This is a genomic window from Pseudomonas nitroreducens, assembly GCF_014204515.1.
Lineage (GTDB): Bacteria > Pseudomonadota > Gammaproteobacteria > Pseudomonadales > Pseudomonadaceae > Pseudomonas > Pseudomonas nitritireducens_A.
Genome location: NZ_JACHLI010000061.1, coordinates 1 through 20,835 on the forward strand (window position 1 = coordinate 1; position 20,835 = coordinate 20,835).

Genomic DNA, 20,835 nt, shown 5'->3' on the forward strand with positions numbered 1-20,835 from the left:
CGCCTTGAACTACCGATCCCCAAGGGAATTTCGGCGGCGCAAACAGGCAGCAAAATTAGCGTGAGTCCCTGTACTCAGATGCGGGGAGCAGACCATTTCTCCGTCTGCTTTCTGCAAATGGAGAATCTAAATGAAAACTCTGCTCATCTGCGCAGTTGTAATTGTTGGTGGCATCCAACTGAGTTTCAAACTGTTCGATGGTGCTGTTGAGTCCGCCCAAAACTCTCATACCGCGCAACTGATCAAAGCTCAGCATCAAGCTGAACTCTGATTTAAATAACCCTGAGGGGAATATCCCCTCGCAGGGATATTCCTCGCTGTGAGAGGAAGATAATCATGCACTTTATCGACTCGCTCGATGCTGTTCGAGGCGCAGAAAGACTCGCCTTGAATAATGAACTTCCGTATGCGATTTATTCGGAGGGGAATGGGTTCTCGGTGAGTGTTCTGATTCAGCCCAATGGCGCTGAATTGGAAATAATAAACCCCGTGCGGGAGATTCCCGCAGGGGCTATCTCTCAGCAAATATAAGAGAGGTAGTAATGAAAAAGTCAAAAATGAAAGATTGGTTCGTAGATTTCTTTATGGCCCTAGGAATCGGAGTTGTTGTTCCCGGCTTGCTTCTTCTTGGCTTGCCTCCGGATGACAAGGCCGACGACGTGATGTGGGGAGCCTGGCTGCTTGTGATAGGATTAATCAGCACGCTAGCCAGCTTCATCATGGCTGTATTGGAAGAATGGAAAGGAGAAGACGAATGAGCCCTCTTGGCATTGGAGTTATCTCGGTCGCTACCTTCGCGGTCCTCATGGGCATCGCCTCGTTGGTAGCTGACCATTACATCCAACGGCACAAGAAGCAGCGTCAAGCTCAGCGCCACTAACGAACCCTCGACGCTGCAGACTGCTCGGCAGACTGCGCACGGTCGTGAATTTGAAGCCTAGCCCTACGGGCTAGGCTGGCTGTGGTCACCCCAGGTGGGTGATCCACCGCAGCTCTTCCTCACGGGAGAGCTGCGGGGATCACCCACCTGGAGAAACGACCCGTGACCACAGCAAAAGCACTCTTCTGTAAAGAACTCAACGAACTACTGGTCGAGTCCGGGCGCCGCTTCCTCGTGCCCGAGCAGATCGCAAAGACCGTCAACTGCGAGGATCCTGATACCCGATTCGTTAAGAGTTGGGCTGTGATCCACAAGCTGATTCCCGCGGATGGCGAGGTCCTCGTCCTCGTTGAGGCAGCATGAAGAAACCCAAAGCCCCGGCCAGTCACTGGCCGGGGCTTTGTTTTTTCTGACCGAATCTTTGTCGGAAATGGCGCTGCAGGGGCGTTGCGTATCCATAGCATCGGGGCGTCCCCCCAAGAGTGCTCCACCATGCGCAACCCATTCCGCTTTCGAAGTTTCCTGATCCGGGTGATCAGCACGGCCGTGCTCGGCCTCTACTTCAACATGATGACCTTCACCGCTTGGGCGGATGCGGTTACTGCCGGCTCTGGTGCTGGGCAGGAAGTCGGTCAGCAGGGGATTCAGGCCTTCAGCGCTACCGGTAGCAGTTCAACCCTGAAGGATGTGTTCTCCGGCTACCAGGGAGCCGATACCCCATCGCTGGAGAGCGTGTTCGGCAGTGATGCCCATACCATCGACCTAGGGCAACAGGCCAACACCAGCCTGGCCACCGACACCTCAACGACCGGCGATGCATATCGCGTGTTGCAGGGGGCTTCCCAGCGGGTACAGCCCGATATGTCGAAAGACCCAATGTTCAACAACGCCGACACGGTACGGTCAAACGACTACATGTCGTCGTTTAAGGACACCTTCTCGGATTGCAGCAAGGTCGACCAGTTCGCTGATACGACGATCAAGTCTCACATAGCCAACTACAAGACCTGTGAGCGACTGGTGAAACCGCAGGGTAACTGCGACATAAGCCACGAAATCAAAGTTAAGGCCGGTCCAGTAGATCTCGTGTTCCTCGTCGACAACTCGGGCTCTATGGACGGCGTGATCGCCGAGCTGCGCAGCTCGATCAGCAACCTGGCAACACTCTTGGGGGCAACAAACGAGGGCGACCTTCACCTTGGGGGTGCCCTGACCCGGGGTAGCGACTATGTCTCCAGGCACATCGACCTGACGGCGGACACCTCAGCGTTCCAGGGTTGGATTAATTCCGTGGGTACCAGCCACGGTGATACCTATAACGTAAATGCCGCCAACTTTGTGCTGGATACATTCAGCTGGCGTAGTGATGTGCAGAAGGTCCTGGTGATCATCGGGAACGAGGACGGTCCTGGCGGAGATACAGCCGCATTGGTCCAACGCATGGCCGCGCAGGGCGTTACCGCGTACATCTTCCACAACAACAAGAGCGTTCAGTCGCTCGGCACGTACATCGCCAACAGCTTCTCTGCCACGGGGCTCTACAAGATGGCCCAATTCCTCGTGGTGGTTGAGGATTACTGGACGCCGAAAGACTGCCTGGATGCAGCCACCGCGACGATGGAAGAGTTCTGCTCCGGCTCCTACAGCACGACCGCGGGCAGTGACGGGAGCAGCGGCAGCTGCGTGAATTTATCGGGGTTCGACGTCTGCCCGGGCGATCCGATCTACTCCAAGCTGCAGGCACCGCCCATTCCCAATGTAGACAGGCTGGCCCAGACGGTTCATGTCTCGGCTCTGCAGTGCGATTACAACGTGGGGCAAATGGACTGCTACACCGATGCCCAGGGCCAGCAGCAGTGTCCGCAGAACGATGGCTCGAATCTCGACAGCTGCGCCAGCTTTGAGCAGAACAGCTCGTGCGGCTTCGTCAGTCAATCGTGCGTTCAAGGGGCTTCAGGCTCCAAGGGGACCTGCTACGTCTACAACGAGACCTGGGATTGCGGTTACGACGTGACCGTGCCGACGGTGGTCAACACCGGCCAAAAGATTGAGTGCCCGGGGGAAGCTCGGTGCATGGGCAGCGAATGCTTCGATGCCTCGAATACGAAGAGTGGCGATTTCGCCTATGCAGTTGCCATGCTCCAGGTTACCCAGTTCGCCGAGCAGGACATGACATGCGCCTCGCCGGATAGCCTGGACTGTAAAATATTCGGCGGCCAACCGATGGAGTGCAAGAAGGCCCTGGGTGGGTATGTCGACTGCTGCGAGGCCCCTCAGGGCATCAGTATTTTCGATTACGTGAACCTGACCATGGCGAGCCTGAAGATGGCTTCTTCTGTCGAGGCACTTAGCCGGACCGGGAGTCTATTTGCCCCGGGCTACTGGCAAGCAGGGGAAGCCGCGTTAGAGTCGGGAGCCGGAGCGCTGATCAAAGGGGAGTGGGGTGATATCGTCAGTTCGGCAACCGGCCAGTTTGACGCGACCCTAGCAGGGGAGGTGGGCCTCGGTCAGCTCGAGCAGCAACTGATGCAATGGGCTTACGACCAGATGGTTGATATGGGTGCTGCAGGGGCAGCTGATGCAGTGTTCGCAACGGGCGAAGATGGTGCGGTTTCCGGTCTGACGAGTGAGGCCGCGGCTGTAGTAAATTTCATCGGGTTTGTATACACGGTCTATGTGATCACTGACATGCTGATCCACATAATATGGAAATGCGAACCGTCTGAATTTGAACTAGATGCAAAAAAAGAAACGCGTCAATGTTCCTTCGTAGGTAGCTACTGCGCGTCGAAAGCGCTTGGGCAGTGCATTGAAAAAAGGGACGCTTACTGCTGCTTCGGCTCAGTTGTTGGGCGGATAATTCAAGAACAAGGGCGCCAGCAGCTGGGTCTGAATTTTGGTGAGGCCGAGAGTCCGAGTTGTGATGGTTTGACCCCTGCGCAGCTACAGCAGTTAGACTGGTCAAAGATTGATTTGTCGGAGTGGATCGGCATGCTGAGCATGACTGGAAATCTTCCGACAGTTAATTCTGTGACGCTAAGTAATCTGACGGGCAATGGCAGCCAGCTGAACGATATATTCAACCAAGGAACTGGGCGTGCAGATACCGTTCAGCGAAACGTCGAGAGGCTTGATGGCGTTGATGTTGATTCGGTGAAGCGAAAGGCTGCGGAGCAAATGCAGCCGTTGCAATGAGAAACCCCCGCTTCGGCGGGGGTTTTATTATTTGCTGATGAAGTAATGCGTGCCAGAGTTAGAGTAAACCGCTGCCGGCAAAGGCTGCTTCGAAAACTTCGATCCAGGGTAGTAAAGGTAAAACCAGTCGGGCAGCTGCTTAGCAATGGCAGCCATCGCAGTTGGGAAGTTTACGTCGTTATCCCTAGCGTCTAGATAAATCTGTTTGGTGTGAATGAAAATTGGCCCGTAAACCAAGCCGGAGTGAATGAAGTTGGGGGCTTGATGGGGACCATCAGTAATTTGTACCGGAATTTCGAGCATGCTGTCGGAGACACTTGCGTACGCGACTGAAGGGTTGTAGCCATCCGGGTAGCGTGCGGTTACTGCTTTTAGTTGGCGCGGCTCGTTCTTGAATGCCGCTCGCCGGGCCTTTTCCCATTCCGATACAGCGACTGCGATGGCGGCTTCTGGCGAGGCCGCAAGGTCAGCCGGAACCCAAGCCGCCACTTGCGATATGCCCTGGGGCTGAGCGTTGCCACCACCGAGCAGGAACAAGCCAAGGCCAAGCCCAACAGATGGGCCGACTGCGATATCGCCTACGCCGCTGTTTACGTTCGATCCTGCGACATCCTGGCCGTTGGTGCGGCCGAGCATTTCTTTCGGAATATCGCGCTGGCCATGAATCCCCATAGCGTCGAGAACGGTGAGCGCGTCAGACCACTGTTCCCGCGGCACGCTTTGCGGATCCGGAAGGGTGACTTTGGGATGCTGGGGGGTGGTTCCACACCCGACCAGGATGGCCACGGCGCCAGCGAGGGCCATCTTGGAAATACGGTGAAGTTGTCGATTCATGACTGCTCCTTGTTCAACCCGCAGGAGGATACCGGCGTAGTGCCACCTATGTGTAGACGTGCTCACACTTTGAATGGGGGGGATTGCACCATGATTGGTCGCAAACCCAAGACGGTCAGCGGGCCCTGTTTGAACTCGGCTTAGGGACCGTGCGATTTGAGGAGGCGCTGCGCGAGTCCTGCTGATCACAGCTGTTTATCGTCGGCGGCAATCTCTTTGGGATCGCAGGCGAGCGTCGGGACCCGAGTAAATGAGGTGTAGGGCTTGTGCGATGACTTCATTCGCTGGTGAACGTTTGCCAGGTAGTCACGGCCGAAGGTCATTTTTGTGAATGGGCCACCGCCATTGCAGTAGATGCAGTGCCGGGTGTTCGGCTCACTGACAAGGAAGCATTGTTGGCACTCTTCGCCAATGCCCCCCCCAAGTGAGCACGGCCTGGCAAATGGTTGCGCTGATTGCGTCGGCCCTCTGTTTGGTCACCTGTTTGAGTCCGTCGATTCTTGCTTGGGCTGCCAAGCTTTCCGGGGTGTTTCTGTAAGCGTCCTCAGCCGCGGCCCGGGCCAGCCTACTGGCTTCGCGAAGTTCGTGCTGCTGAATGCTCCGCTGGGAAGCTGCAGCTCGTTCGCGCGCGCGCTCCTCAAGATCCTTGTCCAGCTGGCGCTGGTGTTCTTCTCGCTCCTGGACGTTCAACTTTTCGATCTCGGCGAGTAACCGATCGCTGGCGATCTTTGCCAGTCGATGGCCACGTTCAGTGAACAACCAGGATCGCAGCGCCGGCTCGAAAATGATGGCCTGTCGGATCGCCTCCCGATCGAGCACCGTTTCCATATCCAGCTGGCTCAGGTCGACCTGCAGCACGGAGATTCCAAGAGCACTAAGCCTGGCGACTTTGGCGAGGTCCGGCCGCTTTGCTACGCGAAAATGCACGGCGAGTTGGTGACCGTCCTTCCACATGGCGGCGTCGATGACTTGGCCGTCGATGGTGACGTGCGCCTCAACCCGATCCGCTGCGAGCAGTCGTGGCCCGAAATCGACAGTCGTTTGAAGCTGGGTGCCATAGAGGCTTTTTGCGCTCAGTTGCTCCCGGAAGGGGGCAAGCATGATTTGCCCAGCGGTCTGCAGAACTTCCACTGCGCGTCGGCGAACGCCGGCGGCGAAACCGTCAGCACACGCCGACTGTGCATGCCGGAAGTACGGTAGGACCTTCTCTCCCTCGTTGGCAGCTACTAGAGGGCGCTTGCACTCAGGGCAGATGCAGCCGCAGCTGAGGCCGTTGTCGACCTCATCGGCCTGATAGAGCTGGCCGTCGCGCATCCCAAAGGGAATAAGGTTTCCTGACATCTACGTTCCATCCTTGGCGGAAAGATCGTCCTGGTCACGCCTCGATTCGGAAGTCTGGTTGCAGGGCTCGCCAGTGTGCCCGCAATGCATCCTTGTGTGGCTCGGCCATCGGGCTTTCTTCCAGCGCACTCGGCCACAGTGCACGTGCGGCATTCATCGCCTGCCGCAAGTTGTAGAGTATCGGCGAGCCTGGCAAGCCTGCTCGATCAGCCCACCTCATGAAGTGCTCCATGGTGACGTCGTACCAGCGCTTGGTGCCTGCCATCGAGAGCCCGAACTCCTGCTCGTCCCCCATGTACACCCGTGTGAACAAGATGTCGTAGGCGGGCGAAAGGGTGGGGGTGATCCCATCGGGGTAGAGGATGCTCCAGTTTTTCTTGTGCGCATCGCCGTTGCCCAACAGGATGTTGGCTAGCAGGCGGATTGCCATCTGGATGACGTCGAGTTGGCCAGCGTAGACGTTCTGGTAGATCAGCGACGCGATCGACTCATAGCTCGCGCCTTCGTACTTCCTGGCGGCGTAGGAGAAAGTGACTTGTGCGAAGTCTTCAGCATGGACTCGGCGATCGCCGTCTCGGTCAAAGCGTCGGATCCCGTAGGCAACGCCTTCGTCAGGGAGGTTGATTTCGGGTAGCTGCTCTAGCTGATCCATACCAACCAATCGGATCTCTGGAATCACCACCCCGATCAGTTGCGCCAGCGACATGCAGGTGTATTCGTTGGCCGGCACAAAGGGATGCCTGGTCGAGGGTGTTTTGATGATCCAGTCCCCTGGCTCATTGGAGTCGCCCATGATGTACCGCCCGTCACGGCTGTGCATGGAGAACTTCATTTGCACGCCGGCCAGTGAGAAGTGTGCAACCCTATCGACAACATCGATTGCGATACGGTCTAGTCGGCCGTGGTCGCCGAATGCGTAGTCCGGAACCTTCTCCGCAGGAACCGGCTCGGCTACGAGAGCCCCGGGCAGGTCCGCGCCCAGGTGCACCATGAGCGGGAACTCGTTCATCTGGTCGATCTTCAGCCGCTGCGCGAGGAGCTCCCGCAACGACCCTTCCGGCAGCAGGTTGCTCAAGACCGGATGGAGTTGCATCCGCTGAGCACGAGGAAAGGCTCTCGGCGCTAGAAGGCGGAATTTTTCCTCTGACGACATCGACAAGGTCAGTGAATAGCGGTTGGGGTTTTCGATGTACTCCGGGGCAAGAGATAGGACATTGCGGCCGTTATCGAACCCGGCCACGTAGCCGACCAGCTGGCCATGCATCGACAGACGCAGAGCGGAGACTTTCTCACCGGCCATCAGTTATCCCCTTTTGCCTGCTCAATGATTTTCCACGGGTCATCGACATCCTCCCCGCCCGTATCTTGCAGGCCTGCGTGCCGCACAGTGGGGCTCCCGACCTTGGAGCTGATTTGGCTGCTATGGGGGCTAATGGTAGATGTGCGAAATGATGCGTTGGGAATGCCCTGCAGCACATCTTTGACCTGGGCGAGGCATTCCTTAGGAATCAGCATGAGCTCCGCCTCTAGACCTTCGGCGATTTTGTCGAGGGTTTCCAGATTAGGGTTGCCGGCTTTTTCGATGAGGCCGTACTGCTGACGATTGATCCCCGTCCGTGCCGGCATGTCGATTCCCTTCAGGCCGAGTTCCTTGCGGCGTTTTCGGATCTGCTCAAGCAGGGTCGTTCTCATCGTCGTATATCCCTGAGCGCCACGTTTGAAGCATTGATGCGTCAAATCGAGTGGGGTGAGTTATAGGTGTTTCATAATTCTAGATCTGAAGCATTGATGATGCAATGATGTTTGCATGAAACACACATGATTCAACCCGTATCCGCTGAAGCATCAATGCTGCAAAACCATGGGCATGAAAAAGCCGCCTCAAGGGCGGCTTAGGTTTGCGCAGCGCATAATGCCTCTGCGGAGGTTACTCGGGTCCATGCGCAGTCGGGTAGGGCCCAAGCCGCTCCGTGAACACCAGCATGCTGTGTCCGCAGTCCGAGAGCGGGAAGAGTTGGTGGGTGGTGAAGTTCACGACGAAAGGCTCCCCATCGTTGCTGATCAGGGAATAGCCCTGTTCCTGCAGGATCGAGGACACGCCTTGCCAACTCTGTGCCCCTCTCAGTTGCGCAAACATTTCCTCTCGCTTCGAGTTGATGCCGCGCAGGTGAGCGAGGGTAGCGGCGCCGGTCAATTCGAACCGCAGGGGGACAGGTTTCTGCACGAGTTTACTGAACATCTTTCCCTCCCAAGGCAAGCGGATGGATGGGGGCCGGGACGGTCGCCGGAGACTGCGTTTGGCCTTGTTGCTGTTCCTGGTTGGGTTCATCCCGCATGCGGATCAACTGTGCAATTGCAGCTTGGAACTCTTGAGCCGGTACAGCTCCCTTAACCAGCAGATGGTTGCCGGTCTTGTTGTCGACCACGACGGTTGCCGGGGTACCGGTAACACCCAGGCTGGTACCTTTGGCGATCTGCTTTTGGATTTTCTCGGCGTACTTCCCGCTGTCCACGCAGGTCTTCAACGCGGACGGAGACACACCTACCGATTCCGCGATGCGCGTGATGTCCTCAGGGCCCTGGCCGTTGAGTTGGGTATGGCTGAAGTACTCGCCAGTGAATGCCCAGAAAGCTTTATTACCGACCAGTTCGTTCACGCACTCAGCGGTAGTGGCTGCAACGTGGGCTGCCGGGTCGTGGAATTGAAGGGGGTAATGCTGCCATTCCCAGTTCAGGCGTCCGCCAGACGCATCGGCCAGGCGCTTGGGCGTGTCATGGAAGCGCTTACAGAAGGGGCACTCGAGGTCGCTGAACTCGACCAAGGAGAATTCCGCCTTGAGGTTGCCATAGACGTGGCGGCCGTCTGCCATGGCGTCGGGCGCGCCCGACCAGTTCGCCAGAATGTGCTGGCGCTGATCTTCCAGTGCCTTGGCCTCTCGATCCTGGAGGATCTTGTCCAGCTTTGCCGGTGCTTGTTCGTTCAGCTCACCGATGGCCTTGGCTACTTTGGCGTTGGTGTACGCGGTACCCATGGAGAAGGAAAGCCCGATGCTCACAGCGGCGGTAGCGACAGCGACGCCGATGACATTCATCAGGCTCATGTTGGAATTTGGCATGTCGGCTCACTTACGGTGTTGGGTGGGTTGGGAGGGGGCTTGCAGGCGAATCGGCAGGTCCTTGGGGGTTCCGTTTACGAGGATCAGCCACTCGTTGTAGGTCAGCCGGTCAGCGCCTTTGCACAGCTTGTTCCGGACCTGGATGTACTCGTTAACCGAGCCCTTGGGGTTGGCCAGGGTAGTGATGAACTGGTCGCTGGGTTGCTGACCGATTGCGAAGGCCTGCGCTACGGTGTTGCGATCGGCGCATCTGCTCGCGACCATTCCGGGAGGGATGGCCACTTCGGTATGCAGCTCTTGCCGCGGTTGCAGATCGGGATAGAGTTTTCCGTAGCGCGTGTCGAGCTCCTCCTGGCTGCTCAGTACCGGCTGGTAGGCAGGTTCTCGCAGGGCGGCGCCACCACGGCCGGTGTGCCCCCAACTGGTGTAGTGGTCACGCATGTCAGGGGCGTAGCTATCCACTACGAACGGAACCCCTGGCGGCAGGCTGGGTTCAGCAGGTGGAGGAGGAGTGTGTGTGCATCCTCCAGACAGAATCAGTCCTGCGGTGATGGCCAGGAACAGCAGAGATTTACGGTTGGGCATAGTGGATCCTCGGGATCGAAGTGCCCCTATTGTCCGAAGCGGATTTCCATACGGATTCGTTTTTCCTGCCGAAAAAGCGTCGAAAAAAAAGATGGCCCTTACGGCGTATTGCACTGAAGGGCCTGGTGTTGCAGACTCATCAGTACGTCTCAACGACGTTATGAACCCCTTGCGGTGTCTCCCCCCGCACTTAGCCGTCCCACGGCTCCAGGCGACCTCCGCCTCCTCAGAATTTATCGAATTAAGTCAGTGCGCATGTGCGCTCTGATTTAGTCATGCACTCCGGTGCATGGTCGGCTTGTTGGCCGTCTCAAAAGTTCAACTAAAAACCTTCAACGAAAAACCCCCACGGGGCGCTATTACCCCGTCTTGGGGATAATGCCGCCCAGTATTTCTTTAATATGGAGAAACATCATGGCTCGCGGCGTTAATAAAGTAATCCTGGTCGGCAATGTTGGTGGCGACCCGGAGACCCGTTACCTGCCAAATGGTAACGCGGTAACCAACATCACACTGGCCACCAGCGAAAGCTGGAAAGATAAACAAACGGGCCAGCAGCAAGAGCGTACCGAATGGCACCGAGTGGTGTTCTTCGGCCGCCTGGCGGAAATCGTCGCCGAGTACGTGCGCAAGGGCTCGCAGATCTACGTCGAAGGCAGCCTGCGTACCCGCAAGTGGCAGGGCCAGGACGGTAGCGACAAGTACACCACCGAGATCGTGGTGGACATCAACGGCAATATGCAGCTGCTCGGCGGTCGCCGAGAAGGCCAGGGCAATGCTCCGGACCCGCAGGGCCAAGGGCAGCAACAACGCCCGCCGCAAAAACCGCGTCAACAGCAAAGTCAACAGACCCCGCCGAGTCAACAGGCGGTTCCGGGACCTGACTATGACTCGTTTGACGACGATATTCCCTTTGGCCCCGTTAGCCGGTCGCTGTTGCTGATCTGCTAAACGTCAAAGACTTATCGACTAACTAACGCACCTTCGGGTGCGTTTTTATTTAAAAGGAAAATTCCATGAGCGAGAAATTTCAGGCGGCTTTGTCTGTTATTGCAAAGCAAGAAGATAAGTTCATGTCGATTGTCAAGCTGAGTAATACCGATGTCGTTTTCCAAAATGAGTTGCTGTATGCAGCCCAGGCGATGATGAATAACGATTATCTGTGCGGCTCGGCAATCAAGAACCCGCTATCGCTTCGCAATGCATTCAGTCAGGTCGCCGCGTCGGGTCTTACTCTCGACCCCTCACGGCAACTGGCTTACCTGGTTCCTCGGGACGGACAGGTCGTTCTCGACGTGTCTTGGCGAGGGATGATCAAGGTGGCAGTGAACGATGGAGCGATCAGGGATGCAAACGTGGAGCTCGTGTATTCGAACGATGAGTTTGAGTACTTGGGTAAGCGCAAATCCCCGATTTTCAAGTGCAAACCTTTTGCGCCGACCGAAGAACGCGGCGAGCTTCTGGGATGTTATGTCGAGGCGGAGTTACCCGATGGGCGCTTTCACGTCGAAGTCGTAACCCTCAAGGAGATTCTCGCCGCGAGGGATGCGTCGGAGCTGTGGAGGAAGCACAAAAAAGGCCCGTGGGTTACCTACGAAAGCTCGATGCAGAAGAAGTCTGGAATCAAGATCGCCCGGAAGTATTGGCCATTTGCAGGCGGGAAACTGGACAAGGTAATCGAATACCTCAACACCACCGGTGGGGAGGGATTCGCTACCACCGGCGTGCCTGTCTCGGCCATCGAGCGCTACATGGGGACTGCGGAAGTCGTGGATCCAGTTGAGCCGCTACCCACCTCGAACGAGGAGGGCCAGCAGCCTGAGCCGGTCGTCGATAAAGCAGCCAAGACAGCAACACCTGATCCACAACCGGAACCGGAAGGTGCCGTGCTTGAGGGTGAGGTCCAACTGGCAGATGAAGAACCGGATGCAGCGTCGAACCTTCCGGAGAAGACAGTGAAAAAGGTTGCCGAGCTGGTCCGGCGAGCGCAGCTGTCTTCGGCCTGGAATGCCGCACTTGAGTACGTTTCGACCTGGCCGGTCGATGCGCGCGCTTACGCGGAGAAGCAACTTAAAACCGCGCAAGCGGAGGCTTACAAAACCGCCTCACAAGGCGAATAAACCGAACCTGGCTGCCACTGGGCATGCCGAGTAAACCAACCCGCCAGGGAACACCCCTAGCGGGGGCACCTGGTAGCAATCGAGGAAGCATCATGCTCGACATCATCAAGCTGATCCTGACCCTGCTGCTGCCGTAAGGCGCCAGGAAAAAACCACCCTGAGGGGGCATTCGCCCCTTCGGGAGCGCTGCCTTTTCAGGGACCCATCTTCTGAAAAGGAAAACTCAATGCGCACCTACATTCACACCCTCGTGGATCTGCTGACCAACGAAACGAAACAGTTCCGCTGTCAGGCGGAGTCGTTCCAGCAATCAATCGAGAAGGCAGAAAAGTCACACCCGGATCTGTTCTTGCTCCTGAAACCATCCTTGGCAAAGGAGCAAGTCAATGCGTCCATCCACCGTTGAGAGTTTGAAGAAATCGCTGTGCGAGCTGCAGCAGGTTCTCATCGATGGCGGCCCGTTCGCAGATCGTGCTGAGGAGGCCATCGATAGGACCCAGGCGAAGCTATTTCTCCTGGAGTTCCTCGTCGGCCAACTCGAAGTCGGACTGACCCTGAAGCACTGCATGCGTGACGCGTGGGGGATCATTCTCCCTGACGCGTCGCAGCCAGGCCGTTTTCGCTGGCAGGCGTTTCAGCGCGATGGGTTTACCGGACGCAACACGTTCGATTCGATGGAAGAGTGTCTCGGAGATCTGGTTGATGACGGTTATGGCGCGCCTGATCCAGGCGCGCTTGATCGCGTTGCCGATACCGTCGAGTGGCGCCGCGGCATGGAGATTGTCGGGTTGATCCAGTCCTGCAATGCAGGGTTGCTCAGCTTCGAAAATGCCATGCAGCAGCGTGAAGAAATTTATGCCCGCTATCAGGCAGCCGCTAAGGCTGCCTGATGCTGGGCCATCTGGGTTACCAGAAAAACTCCCCCTGGGGCGAATGCCCCATGGGGCTCGTTCGTTCCGGTGGGGTCCGCTTGGGTCTGTACGGCCAGGTGGCTAACTACTTGATATGGAGAACGAGATGAAGACCTACACCGAAGCACGTCGGGCATACCGGAAATTGGCAAGTCAGTGGACCGAACTGCTGAACTCGCCGGTGGCTGTTCAAGCCCGCCTCGGGAAGCTGCAGGGTGACCTGCAGGTGTACCTCGACCTCAAGTTCTTCCCGTCTAGCCCCTATGTCGTGGGTCTGAGCCAAGGGGAACGCGAGATCGCGCTGAGGGCAGCACAGCCAGCTTTTCTGGCCTCGTGTCAGTTTGCCAAGCGTCGTTACGAACTTCGAAAGGCGCTGGCGCAGGCTCTTGCCGCTGCGTTACATGCACTCGGAGAACGAACCGGGCTCGAGTACCTTGCGATGCCAGGGGCGTTTGATAAACGAGTGCAAGCGGTTCTGTCCCACGCGGACATGACCCGCAAGTACCAGCTGGATGGGTTGGGTTATGCGAATGTGATCGACAAGGATGACCCCTTTGCCAAGGGGTTTTTCGCTAAGTCGAAACTGCAGCGTGACCAGATGTTTGCTGACCTGAAGGTGTGCACTGAGTACCGTTACCGTGCTCGTGTGCTCAGCAACGAGGAGTTGTACCGCCTGGGGCTTGCTGAAGAGGTGTCCGATGAAAGTCGTTGACCTCGCGCAGCGCTCCCCGGAGTGGCATGAGTGGCGCCGGGAAGGGGTTTCTGCGACAAGCTGTGCAGTGATCGTTGGGGAGAACCCCGATAAAACCCCCTTGGAGCTCTGGAAGGAGTTGGTTGGCATCGTTACTCCGCCGGATCTGTCGGTCATTCCGCAGGTGCGCCAGGGTGTACAGCGAGAGCCAATGGCGCTTCAGGCGTTTGAGGAAAAGTATGGCCAGCTTGGCATGCCGATCTGCGGTGAGTCGAAGGAGTACCCGTTCATGCGGGCGTCCTTCGACGGACTGTTGGCCAACGGCGCGCCGGTAGAGATTAAAAATCTCTCCGATGCAAACCATCTTGCTGTACTTCGCCTCAAAGAAAAGAGCCCGGCATACCTGCTGTATCGGTGGCAGGTATGGCACCAACTCATTGTCAGCGGGGCGCGTGAAGGGTACCTGTGGTTCTGGTCCCCCAAGCACGAACCCTGCTGCCTACCAGTGTCGCTAGACGAGGTCACTCGCAAGAGGATCATCGCCGCGGAAATGCAATTCTGGGAGTTGGTTGAGACCGGCTGCCCGCCGGCTGCAGACCCTAAGCGGGACTTCATACCGCTGGACCAGCTCGATCTTGCCGCTTGGCGCAGTTTGGCCAAGCCCCGGAGAGAGCTGGAGGAACAGATCGCGAAGTTGAAGGCAGAGCTCAAGGCGCTGACCAATCAGGCAAAGGAACAGGATGCTGCGTTCCGACCACTGATGGGGATGTTCCGTCGAGCCGAGGCTTTAGGCGTGCGCGTAACCAGCTATGAGATGGCCGGTAGCGTGGACTGGGAAGGGGTCGCGAAGGAGTTGAGTGATTCAATTCCTGAAGAGGTTCTTGACCGCCACCGTACTGGCGGTGCTGTCGCGTACCGGCACACTGTAAATCCCAACTACGACGAAGCAACCGCTCAGCCGGAACCGAAACCTCGTGTCCGAAGGCTGGCGCAAGCTGAACAGCAAGAGGCCGTAGAGCCTTCCAGTGCATTCGGAACCTTCTGGTTCTGACTCCCCCGACCCGGCCATGTGCCGGGTTTTTTTTCGACTCGAAAACGGTGGGAAATCGCCACGTGACGGTGTTGCGCTCCTCCAACATACGTGCAACCCAACGCATGAGAAGCCTATGCCTCCTCTCACTTTCCTTCGCCGGTTGCTGACCGGAAAAGGCTCCCCGCCGAGCAAGGGCTTCGCGCACCCGGCGGAGGAGTTGATCAATCCAGAGCTCAAGCCTTACCTCGAGAACCACAACTGGCGAAACCTACGATATCCCCCCTACCAGGAGGGCTATCCGGGCCAGGTTGCCGGCACCTGGTTCATGCGTAAGTACCAGGCCGAGTTAATTGACCGGATAGCAGGCTCGATCGGGCTTCCGGACGATGAATATGCCCGCTACGTCGAGCCGATCCTAAGTAACTTTGCCGAGCTGGCGCACCTGCTGCCTGCCTCGCAAAACCACCATCACGACGGCCCCGGGGGGCTGCTCCGGCATAGCCTTGAAGTGGCGGCATATACCCTGGATGGGTGCTTGACGACTGCATTCGATGCAAGCGAAACGCCGGCGCGGCGCAGTATGCGTCTGCGTCGTTGGTATGTTGCTGGGGTTGCTGCCGGCCTGCTGCATGACGCTGGCAAGCCACTATCTGACATCCGGGCTACCAGTTTCGATGGTGTAGAGGAGTGGAACTACGAGAGAGAAACACTGCACACCTGGTCTGTACGAACCGGGCTTTCTCGGTACTTCTTGCACTGGAACTCAGATCGTCACGAAAACCACGTCCAGGTCTCGGTTTCGTTGGTCCGAGGCATCATTCCTGATGAAGCGCGTGCTTGGATCAGGGATGGTGGCCATGACATCTACGAAGCCATGCTCGATGCCATATCCGGTACCGGAAAGTCCCCGCTGACTTCCTTGGTTGCCTGGGCGGACGAAACCTCGGTAAAGCGAGACCTTCGCAAAGGTCCTCGTAACGGTTCTGGTGGGGATACCGGCGTCCCGGTACCGCGTTTGGTGACCGACGCCATGTTGAGGCTCATCGACGATGGGACCTGGAAAGTAAACACGCCAGGCGGTCGGGTGTGGGTTGCAACCGATGGGGTGTACATCGCCTGGAGCCAGGCGGCCGGCGAAATAGTGAAGATGGTTGTGGGGGACGGTGTAGTGGCCCTGCCGCGATCGCCTGAAACCCTTATCGGTACGCTCGCGTCCCATGGGATTGCTGAGCGCGCAGCCAGCGGCGATCTCTACTGGTACGTCACTCCCCATCTGTTGCGCAAAAACGGCCAGGCGCCGGCGCTGCGCTGCCTCAAGCTCTCCTCGCCGGACATTCTATTCCCCTTGTCTCCTGTGCCACCGCCCATTTCTGTGAGCCTCGGCAAAGAGGGCAAGCTTCAGGACTTGATCGCGCCTAACGACAAGCAAGGCGCAGTGGCGAGCGCTGTCGACACGACCCAGGCCGATTTGTTTGGACCTGATCCGAGCGGGGAGGCGGTTGTGGCGCTGAATGCCGAGGCTCCTACACAAAAGAAGCCGTCAGAAGGGAAAGCCAAGCGGAAAAAATCCCCCGGAGATGCCGCCACGCAGGCAGGCCCCTCGAAGGTCAGCACGCCACTTCCTGCTCCCGTCGTCACAACGGCCAACGCTGCCAGCCCCACAGACATTCTGCCGCCAAGCCAAGACGTTGATACGTCCATTTCTGAGGATGCATTGCCTGATGGCATGGGGGAGCAGCCTGTTTCGTTCACGCTCGAGGAGATGCTGGGAGACCTCAGCCAGGTCCCGGGCGAGCCCGGCCAGCCCTTGAGCGATCAAGTCGAGCCAGATTCAGTAGGAGGGCAGGCAGCGGCCAGAAGTCCGGCTAGCGATTCTGTGCCAGCACATCAGAGCGCCCCACAGCAGCAAGAGCCGGCACAGCGGCCTGCAAAAATTTCCCTGAGCCAGCTCAAGGGCGTTCAGGTGAAAGCTCCGCAGCCAGCATCCACTGTGACTCAGCCCCAGCCCCAGCCAGAGCCAGAGCCAGAGCCAGAGCCAGAGCCAGAGCCAGCGCCTGGGACGGCGCAGGCATTGCCGGCTGTGCAGGCAACTGAAGCTCATCATGCAATTCCTGGATCTGGCATTCAGCCTGAGCAGACAGAACGGCTCACCGAGCATGAGACCTACCTGTTGCAACAGCATCCATCCCTGGCCGCAAAGCTATTTGCCGCAGCACAGGACCCCCTGTCGCTTCGCAGCGCCTACAACAAGGTCTTCGTCCGGCTCGGTGGTGCCTTCCTTCACCAGGACCTCAACGACCTGCTGGCTGCCGGTTGGCTCTGGCAGAACATCTCGGTGGAAGGTGCGGGCATGGTCACCAAGCTGCAGAACCGCGATGGATTCGTGCTTAGCACGGACTACAGCCACATCGTGTGCAAGCTCGCCGACCTCGACTTGCACGTCCCCCATGTGAGCCGCTTGCCTGAGAGCGACCTCCCAGTGCTGCGCCGCTGCATCGACCAGGTGATGGCCAAGTCAACACCGGAACAGGTTGGTGGGCTGCATCTACGCAGTATTTCCCCAAACCAGGTTGCCACCATTGCCACACAAAACGGGGTCAGACCGGACCTTGTCGAGGAGGCCATTTTTGCCTTGCGAGACGCGGTGAAGGTGTCCGTTCGCAAGAAAATTTTGATCCGCGCTTTGCCCGAGGAGATCCCCAGCAAATGAGCGAATGGGAATACACGAGATATTGGCGGACTAACTTCGAGGCCCGCGAGGTAGCAGCATGGGGCGCCTCGATCGTGGGCAGCAGCGCTGTCCAATTGCTCACAAGCATGCCGATGACGCCGTATCTGGTTACCGTAGCGGTTCAGGCCGGATTCGCACTCGCCGCGCTTCCCAAAGCGCTGCGGGTACACAACGCCAAGGCCTGCCTCTACGGTGTCGGCGTGCACAACATCACCATCGAAGACCTTGTCGGGATGGTTCGAAAGAACAAGGACGATATCTACTTCGGTGAAGCTTTTTCCTGGCGACAACTGCATGGCCAATACTCCTTCGAGCTGCTGGCCACCGATCTCCAGGAGGTCCTCGGCAAGCGAGGGAAGCGTAAGGCGACAGTCAAAGGCACTAAGTGGATCCACGGCATCGGCATGCACGAGGAGGAGGCCTGTATGCGGCCGGCCGACTCTCGGAATATTCACTTCCTAGTGTGTGGCACCACCGGCGCCGGAAAATCCCGCTGGTTTGACCTGCTGATCGCCCAGTGCGTGGCCCGGAATGAGCCCGTAATCGTAATCGATCCGAAGGGTGATAAAGGCCTGGCTGAAACCTGCCGCGCAACGACCTCGCTCATTGGCAAACCTCACCGCTTCAAGTATTTCCATCCGGCGTTCCCGGAGAAAAGCGTACGCATGTCGCTGACCAAGAATTTCGGTCGTGCAACCGAAATCGCATCACGCGTGGCCGTACTGATGAAGAGCGAAGCCGGTGACCCATTCCAGGCCTTCTCCATGATGGCGTTGAACAACGTCATCCAGGCCATGCTGATCTGCAATATCCAGCCGAACCTGGTGGGGTTGCGTCGCACCTTGGAAGGCGATGTGCCTGGACTGACCATCAAGGTGGTCATGGCCTACGGCAGCGAAGTGTTCGGCGAGGCTCAGTTTGGACAAATGGCCGACGCGGCCGTGATAAGCGCCAAAGTCAAACCGGGCGATATCGAGGCTCGGGCAAAGGTGCTCCGTCGGGTCTATTACCAAGATATCGCTCCGGTCCAGCCGAACAGCGATATCGAAGGTCTGCTGACCATGCTGGAGCACGAGCGCTCGCACTTCACCAAGATGATCGCGGGCCTGCTCCCGATTCTGGTCATGCTCACCGCAGGTGCGATGGGACCGCTCCTGTCTCCGGTTCTGGATCCGGAGGATACCCGTCCGATTTGCGACCTCAACTCGATCATCAACGGCGACCAGGTGCTCTACATGGGCTTGGACTCGCTGTCCGACTCCATGGTGGGTTCAACCATCGGCTCGTTGGCGCTGGCAGACCTCGCGTCGACCGCCGGCGAGATCTACAACCACCGCCTGCCCAAGCCGGTGAATATCTTCATCGACGAGGCATCCGAGGTCATCAACGACCAGTTGATCCAGCTTCTCAACAAAGGCCGCGGCGCCGGTATCAACCTCTACATCGCCACGCAGACGATCGCCGACTTCAAAGCGCGGCTCGGCGACGAGGCAAAAGCAATGCAGGTCCTCGGTAACTGCAACCACGTGGTCGCGTTGCGGGTACTGGATACCGACACCCAAGAGTTCATCGCCTCGAAGCTCCCCAAGACGCGGTTCAAGTACGTCATGCGCACCCAGGGCAACAGCCCTGACCAAACGGGTGTCAGGGTCGGAGGCAACGTAGGCGAGCGCTTGATGCAGGAGGAGGGTGAGAAGTTCCCCTCGGCCTTGCTCGGTGAGCTGCCCGATCTCGAATACTTCGCAATCTTTGCCGGTGGGGACCTCCGTAAGGGACGGATACCGATCGTGCAATTCCCCAAAGCTGCTTGATTGGAGAGACCATGTCCGTTTCGACTCCCCTGGAAATTCAACGTCGTACCAAACTGGATGCGGAGAGCACCAAGCTGCTGCGCACCTTTGACCTGGAGTGGCGCTGTGGTACACGGGTTATCCATATGATCCTGGAGGCTGGCTTCCCCCCTCAGGTTGTCGGCCAGGCGCTTGTTGAGGTCCTGGTCAGCTACCAGAAGATGTGCCGCGACAGGACCAGCGACTTTATTCGCCTGCGCGAGGTTCTTGGCCACGTGCTCGCGCAGCTTCGAACGGTGAATGATCTGCCTTCAGCCGATCAGGTTCGCAGTTGGTGCGATGCCGCAAATGTCCCTCCACTGGTGCGGGAGTACCTTGCTCATGGCTGACACGATCGAGGAGAAGTGGCCCAAGGGAGTATTCGCTTCGATCCTGTTCTTCTTCGTGCTGATACTCATGCTGGCCACAGCTGCTCCGAATAACTGGGTTGACCGGGTGATGCTTAAGGAGCGGGCCTGGGGTGTTTCTCTGCTCGGGGCCGGAGATATGGCCAGGGTGGAGGAAAAAACTCGCGCCTGGTTCACCACACTGGTGCTGGACTCAGGAGCAAAGGCGATGGTTTCCGATGTGTTCATGCAAAAGAGCGACTCACGAGGAACGGTCGATGCGCTCGAGCGCAAGACGCGTTGGTGGTTTGACTACCTGGATTCACGTGGTGTCGCGCTACAAAAGATCGTCTACCAGATGCTGTATCGCATGGTTCTAACGATGTTCTGGCTGCCATTGCTGGGGGTCGTCGTTGTGCCGGCGGTCTATGCAGGGTGGATGCGCTGGCATGCTAAGCGTGAAGGGTTCAACTACACCTCGCCGTTCCTAAACAACCATGCGACCAACCTGCTTTCGTGGGGGACTGTGTTGTTGGTGCTGAGCGTTCTCTGCCCGCTGCCGCTTCCTCCGCTGATGATCTCGACGTTCATCATCGTCATGGTTCCGATCCTGCTTTCCCTGCTGATCAGCAACCTGCCGAAGAAATTTTAATTCGACCAAAATGTGGCGGGAAAAAGCCAACTGGGGGGTGTTGTCGCTGTCGACAATGGCGGCAACACCCTGAACAGGCTGGCTTGCAATGTCCGCTACAACGCCAACGACTCCGGAAAGCACCAACTGGAAGGCGACCATCGCCATTTCAGCTTTGGCCTCTGCCCTTACGGTAGGTGCTTACTTCTACTACGACACAACCCATGCGATGCAAAGCAGGATCGACGCCCTGCAGGATCAACTGACCGCACTGTCGGCGCGGGGACTGTCCCCCGACGAAATCAACGATCTGGTCAGCAGCATGAAGGCTACAGTCGCGCGTAACAGTTCCGACGAAAAGGTCCCGGACAACTGGGTCTACGGGAATGCCAATGCGCGCTATACCCTCGTTGAAATGACCGATACCGAGTGCCCTTACTGCAAGGCGCACTTCCCCTTATTGAAGTCCTTAGTCGAGTCCTCGGCGGGGCAGATCAACGTAAGCGCTTGATTGACGACGTCCTTGCGATGCGAGTAGGCGCAGTTACTCAGTCGCGTTGAGGATCCAGGGCAGCAGGGCTTCATAGTCCT

23 protein-coding genes are annotated in these 20,835 nt (G+C 57.8%); 16 read left to right on the top strand and 7 right to left on the bottom strand.

Annotated elements, in window-relative coordinates; genetic code table 11:
• Nucleotides 1–130: 130 nt before the first annotated feature.
• The 5 genes from HNP46_RS34895 (at nucleotide 131) to traN (ending at nucleotide 4,075) form a co-directional block, all read left to right on the top strand.
• Nucleotides 131–271 (top strand): hypothetical protein, encoded by a 141-nt coding sequence (locus HNP46_RS34895; RefSeq protein ID WP_184598694.1) that lies wholly within the window; start codon nucleotides 131–133, stop codon nucleotides 269–271.
• Between the two features lie 65 nt (nucleotides 272–336).
• Nucleotides 337–531 carry a hypothetical protein gene (locus HNP46_RS34900; protein ID WP_184598696.1) on the top strand — a complete coding sequence of 65 codons (195 nt, stop codon included), beginning with the start codon at nucleotides 337–339 and terminating at the stop codon, nucleotides 529–531.
• An 11-nt stretch (nucleotides 532–542) separates the two neighbouring features.
• On the top strand, nucleotides 543–758 hold the full coding sequence (locus HNP46_RS34905; protein WP_184598699.1) for a hypothetical protein: 216 nt from the start codon (nucleotides 543–545) through the stop codon (nucleotides 756–758).
• Between the two features lie 284 nt (nucleotides 759–1,042).
• Nucleotides 1,043–1,243 (top strand): hypothetical protein, encoded by a 201-nt coding sequence (locus HNP46_RS34910; RefSeq protein ID WP_184598701.1) that lies wholly within the window; start codon nucleotides 1,043–1,045, stop codon nucleotides 1,241–1,243.
• Between the two features lie 129 nt (nucleotides 1,244–1,372).
• The gene (gene traN, locus HNP46_RS34915) at nucleotides 1,373–4,075 is read left to right on the top strand and encodes a conjugal transfer mating pair stabilization protein TraN (RefSeq protein WP_184598708.1); all 2,703 of its coding nucleotides are present in this window, start codon (nucleotides 1,373–1,375) and stop codon (nucleotides 4,073–4,075) included.
• A gap of 27 nt (nucleotides 4,076–4,102) precedes the next feature.
• Here traN and HNP46_RS34920 read toward each other — a convergent pair whose 3' ends face one another.
• From HNP46_RS34920 to HNP46_RS34950, 7 genes are all read right to left on the bottom strand, one after another.
• Nucleotides 4,103–4,909 (bottom strand): hypothetical protein, encoded by an 807-nt coding sequence (locus HNP46_RS34920; RefSeq protein WP_184598711.1) that lies wholly within the window; start codon nucleotides 4,907–4,909, stop codon nucleotides 4,103–4,105.
• 375 nt (nucleotides 4,910–5,284) lie between these two features.
• Nucleotides 5,285–6,250, bottom strand: coding sequence for a hypothetical protein (locus HNP46_RS34925; protein ID WP_184598713.1), 966 nt, complete (start codon nucleotides 6,248–6,250; stop codon nucleotides 5,285–5,287).
• A 34-nt stretch (nucleotides 6,251–6,284) separates the two neighbouring features.
• Entirely contained in the window at nucleotides 6,285–7,550 is a 1,266-nt protein-coding gene (locus HNP46_RS34930; RefSeq protein ID WP_184598721.1) for a type II toxin-antitoxin system HipA family toxin, read from the bottom strand.
• Complete coding sequence (locus tag HNP46_RS34935; RefSeq protein ID WP_184598723.1) at nucleotides 7,550–7,942, bottom strand: helix-turn-helix transcriptional regulator; 393 nt, start codon at nucleotides 7,940–7,942, stop codon at nucleotides 7,550–7,552. Before HNP46_RS34935 ends, HNP46_RS34930 begins: the two co-directional genes overlap by 1 nt.
• 235 nt (nucleotides 7,943–8,177) lie before the next feature.
• Nucleotides 8,178–8,489 carry a hypothetical protein gene (locus HNP46_RS34940; RefSeq protein WP_184598725.1) on the bottom strand — a complete coding sequence of 104 codons (312 nt, stop codon included), beginning with the start codon at nucleotides 8,487–8,489 and terminating at the stop codon, nucleotides 8,178–8,180.
• Nucleotides 8,479–9,366 (bottom strand): DsbA family protein, encoded by an 888-nt coding sequence (locus tag HNP46_RS34945; protein ID WP_184598727.1) that lies wholly within the window; start codon nucleotides 9,364–9,366, stop codon nucleotides 8,479–8,481. The genes HNP46_RS34940 and HNP46_RS34945 overlap by 11 nt, the downstream gene beginning before the upstream one ends.
• A 6-nt stretch (nucleotides 9,367–9,372) precedes the next feature.
• Nucleotides 9,373–9,951: a hypothetical protein gene (locus HNP46_RS34950; RefSeq protein WP_184598729.1), complete on the bottom strand. Its 579-nt coding sequence runs from the start codon at nucleotides 9,949–9,951 to the stop codon at nucleotides 9,373–9,375.
• 414 nt (nucleotides 9,952–10,365) lie between these two features.
• On the opposite strand from HNP46_RS34950, the gene ssb reads away from it, so the two are divergent.
• The 11 genes from ssb (at nucleotide 10,366) to HNP46_RS35005 (ending at nucleotide 20,755) form a co-directional block, all read left to right on the top strand.
• Nucleotides 10,366–10,902, top strand: a complete 537-nt coding sequence (ssb, locus tag HNP46_RS34955; RefSeq protein WP_184598732.1) for a single-stranded DNA-binding protein — start codon at nucleotides 10,366–10,368, stop codon at nucleotides 10,900–10,902.
• 65 nt (nucleotides 10,903–10,967) lie between these two features.
• Nucleotides 10,968–12,071: a RecT family recombinase gene (locus HNP46_RS34960; RefSeq protein ID WP_184598734.1), complete on the top strand. Its 1,104-nt coding sequence runs from the start codon at nucleotides 10,968–10,970 to the stop codon at nucleotides 12,069–12,071.
• Nucleotides 12,072–12,297: 226 nt separating this feature from the next.
• Nucleotides 12,298–12,477 carry a hypothetical protein gene (locus HNP46_RS34965; protein ID WP_184598736.1) on the top strand — a complete coding sequence of 60 codons (180 nt, stop codon included), beginning with the start codon at nucleotides 12,298–12,300 and terminating at the stop codon, nucleotides 12,475–12,477.
• Nucleotides 12,458–12,961, top strand: a complete 504-nt coding sequence (locus tag HNP46_RS34970) for a hypothetical protein (protein ID WP_184598738.1) — start codon at nucleotides 12,458–12,460, stop codon at nucleotides 12,959–12,961. Before HNP46_RS34965 ends, HNP46_RS34970 begins: the two co-directional genes overlap by 20 nt.
• A gap of 127 nt (nucleotides 12,962–13,088) precedes the next feature.
• The gene (locus HNP46_RS34975; RefSeq protein WP_184598740.1) at nucleotides 13,089–13,694 is read left to right on the top strand and encodes a hypothetical protein; all 606 of its coding nucleotides are present in this window, start codon (nucleotides 13,089–13,091) and stop codon (nucleotides 13,692–13,694) included.
• Nucleotides 13,681–14,724 (top strand): lambda-exonuclease family protein, encoded by a 1,044-nt coding sequence (locus tag HNP46_RS34980; RefSeq protein ID WP_184598742.1) that lies wholly within the window; start codon nucleotides 13,681–13,683, stop codon nucleotides 14,722–14,724. Before HNP46_RS34975 ends, HNP46_RS34980 begins: the two co-directional genes overlap by 14 nt.
• 115 nt (nucleotides 14,725–14,839) lie before the next feature.
• Nucleotides 14,840–17,416, top strand: a complete 2,577-nt coding sequence (mobH, locus tag HNP46_RS34985) for a MobH family relaxase (RefSeq protein ID WP_184598750.1) — start codon at nucleotides 14,840–14,842, stop codon at nucleotides 17,414–17,416.
• A complete protein-coding gene (gene traD / locus HNP46_RS34990; protein WP_184598752.1) occupies nucleotides 17,413–19,248 on the top strand; it encodes a conjugative transfer system coupling protein TraD in 1,836 nt (611 codons plus the stop codon). Before mobH ends, traD begins: the two co-directional genes overlap by 4 nt.
• Nucleotides 19,249–19,259: 11 nt before the next feature.
• Nucleotides 19,260–19,616 carry a hypothetical protein gene (locus HNP46_RS34995; RefSeq protein ID WP_184598754.1) on the top strand — a complete coding sequence of 119 codons (357 nt, stop codon included), beginning with the start codon at nucleotides 19,260–19,262 and terminating at the stop codon, nucleotides 19,614–19,616.
• Nucleotides 19,609–20,265 carry a DUF4400 domain-containing protein gene (locus HNP46_RS35000; RefSeq protein ID WP_184598756.1) on the top strand — a complete coding sequence of 219 codons (657 nt, stop codon included), beginning with the start codon at nucleotides 19,609–19,611 and terminating at the stop codon, nucleotides 20,263–20,265. Before HNP46_RS34995 ends, HNP46_RS35000 begins: the two co-directional genes overlap by 8 nt.
• A gap of 88 nt (nucleotides 20,266–20,353) precedes the next feature.
• Nucleotides 20,354–20,755, top strand: a complete 402-nt coding sequence (locus HNP46_RS35005) for a thioredoxin domain-containing protein (RefSeq protein ID WP_260403346.1) — start codon at nucleotides 20,354–20,356, stop codon at nucleotides 20,753–20,755.
• Nucleotides 20,756–20,835: the final 80 nt, after the last annotated feature.

What these genes read in the sequence shown, in the direction of transcription:
- HNP46_RS34895 (WP_184598694.1), top strand. Translation starts at nt 131, where the DNA reads ATGAAAACTCTGCTCATCTGCGCAGTTGTAATTGTTGGTGGCATCCAA.
- HNP46_RS34900 (WP_184598696.1), top strand. Translation starts at nt 337, where the DNA reads ATGCACTTTATCGACTCGCTCGATGCTGTTCGAGGCGCAGAAAGACTC.
- HNP46_RS34905 (WP_184598699.1), top strand. Translation starts at nt 543, where the DNA reads ATGAAAAAGTCAAAAATGAAAGATTGGTTCGTAGATTTCTTTATGGCC.
- traN (WP_184598708.1), top strand. Translation starts at nt 1,373, where the DNA reads ATGCGCAACCCATTCCGCTTTCGAAGTTTCCTGATCCGGGTGATCAGC.
- HNP46_RS34920 (WP_184598711.1), bottom strand. Translation starts at nt 4,909, where the DNA reads ATGAATCGACAACTTCACCGTATTTCCAAGATGGCCCTCGCTGGCGCC.
- HNP46_RS34925 (WP_184598713.1), bottom strand. Translation starts at nt 6,250, where the DNA reads ATGTCAGGAAACCTTATTCCCTTTGGGATGCGCGACGGCCAGCTCTAT.
- HNP46_RS34930 (WP_184598721.1), bottom strand. Translation starts at nt 7,550, where the DNA reads ATGGCCGGTGAGAAAGTCTCCGCTCTGCGTCTGTCGATGCATGGCCAG.
- HNP46_RS34935 (WP_184598723.1), bottom strand. Translation starts at nt 7,942, where the DNA reads ATGAGAACGACCCTGCTTGAGCAGATCCGAAAACGCCGCAAGGAACTC.
- HNP46_RS34940 (WP_184598725.1), bottom strand. Translation starts at nt 8,489, where the DNA reads ATGTTCAGTAAACTCGTGCAGAAACCTGTCCCCCTGCGGTTCGAATTG.
- HNP46_RS34945 (WP_184598727.1), bottom strand. Translation starts at nt 9,366, where the DNA reads ATGCCAAATTCCAACATGAGCCTGATGAATGTCATCGGCGTCGCTGTC.
- HNP46_RS34950 (WP_184598729.1), bottom strand. Translation starts at nt 9,951, where the DNA reads ATGCCCAACCGTAAATCTCTGCTGTTCCTGGCCATCACCGCAGGACTG.
- ssb (WP_184598732.1), top strand. Translation starts at nt 10,366, where the DNA reads ATGGCTCGCGGCGTTAATAAAGTAATCCTGGTCGGCAATGTTGGTGGC.
- HNP46_RS34960 (WP_184598734.1), top strand. Translation starts at nt 10,968, where the DNA reads ATGAGCGAGAAATTTCAGGCGGCTTTGTCTGTTATTGCAAAGCAAGAA.
- HNP46_RS34965 (WP_184598736.1), top strand. Translation starts at nt 12,298, where the DNA reads ATGCGCACCTACATTCACACCCTCGTGGATCTGCTGACCAACGAAACG.
- HNP46_RS34970 (WP_184598738.1), top strand. Translation starts at nt 12,458, where the DNA reads ATGCGTCCATCCACCGTTGAGAGTTTGAAGAAATCGCTGTGCGAGCTG.
- HNP46_RS34975 (WP_184598740.1), top strand. Translation starts at nt 13,089, where the DNA reads ATGAAGACCTACACCGAAGCACGTCGGGCATACCGGAAATTGGCAAGT.
- HNP46_RS34980 (WP_184598742.1), top strand. Translation starts at nt 13,681, where the DNA reads ATGAAAGTCGTTGACCTCGCGCAGCGCTCCCCGGAGTGGCATGAGTGG.
- mobH (WP_184598750.1), top strand. Translation starts at nt 14,840, where the DNA reads ATGCCTCCTCTCACTTTCCTTCGCCGGTTGCTGACCGGAAAAGGCTCC.
- traD (WP_184598752.1), top strand. Translation starts at nt 17,413, where the DNA reads ATGAGCGAATGGGAATACACGAGATATTGGCGGACTAACTTCGAGGCC.
- HNP46_RS34995 (WP_184598754.1), top strand. Translation starts at nt 19,260, where the DNA reads ATGTCCGTTTCGACTCCCCTGGAAATTCAACGTCGTACCAAACTGGAT.
- HNP46_RS35000 (WP_184598756.1), top strand. Translation starts at nt 19,609, where the DNA reads ATGGCTGACACGATCGAGGAGAAGTGGCCCAAGGGAGTATTCGCTTCG.
- HNP46_RS35005 (WP_260403346.1), top strand. Translation starts at nt 20,354, where the DNA reads ATGTCCGCTACAACGCCAACGACTCCGGAAAGCACCAACTGGAAGGCG.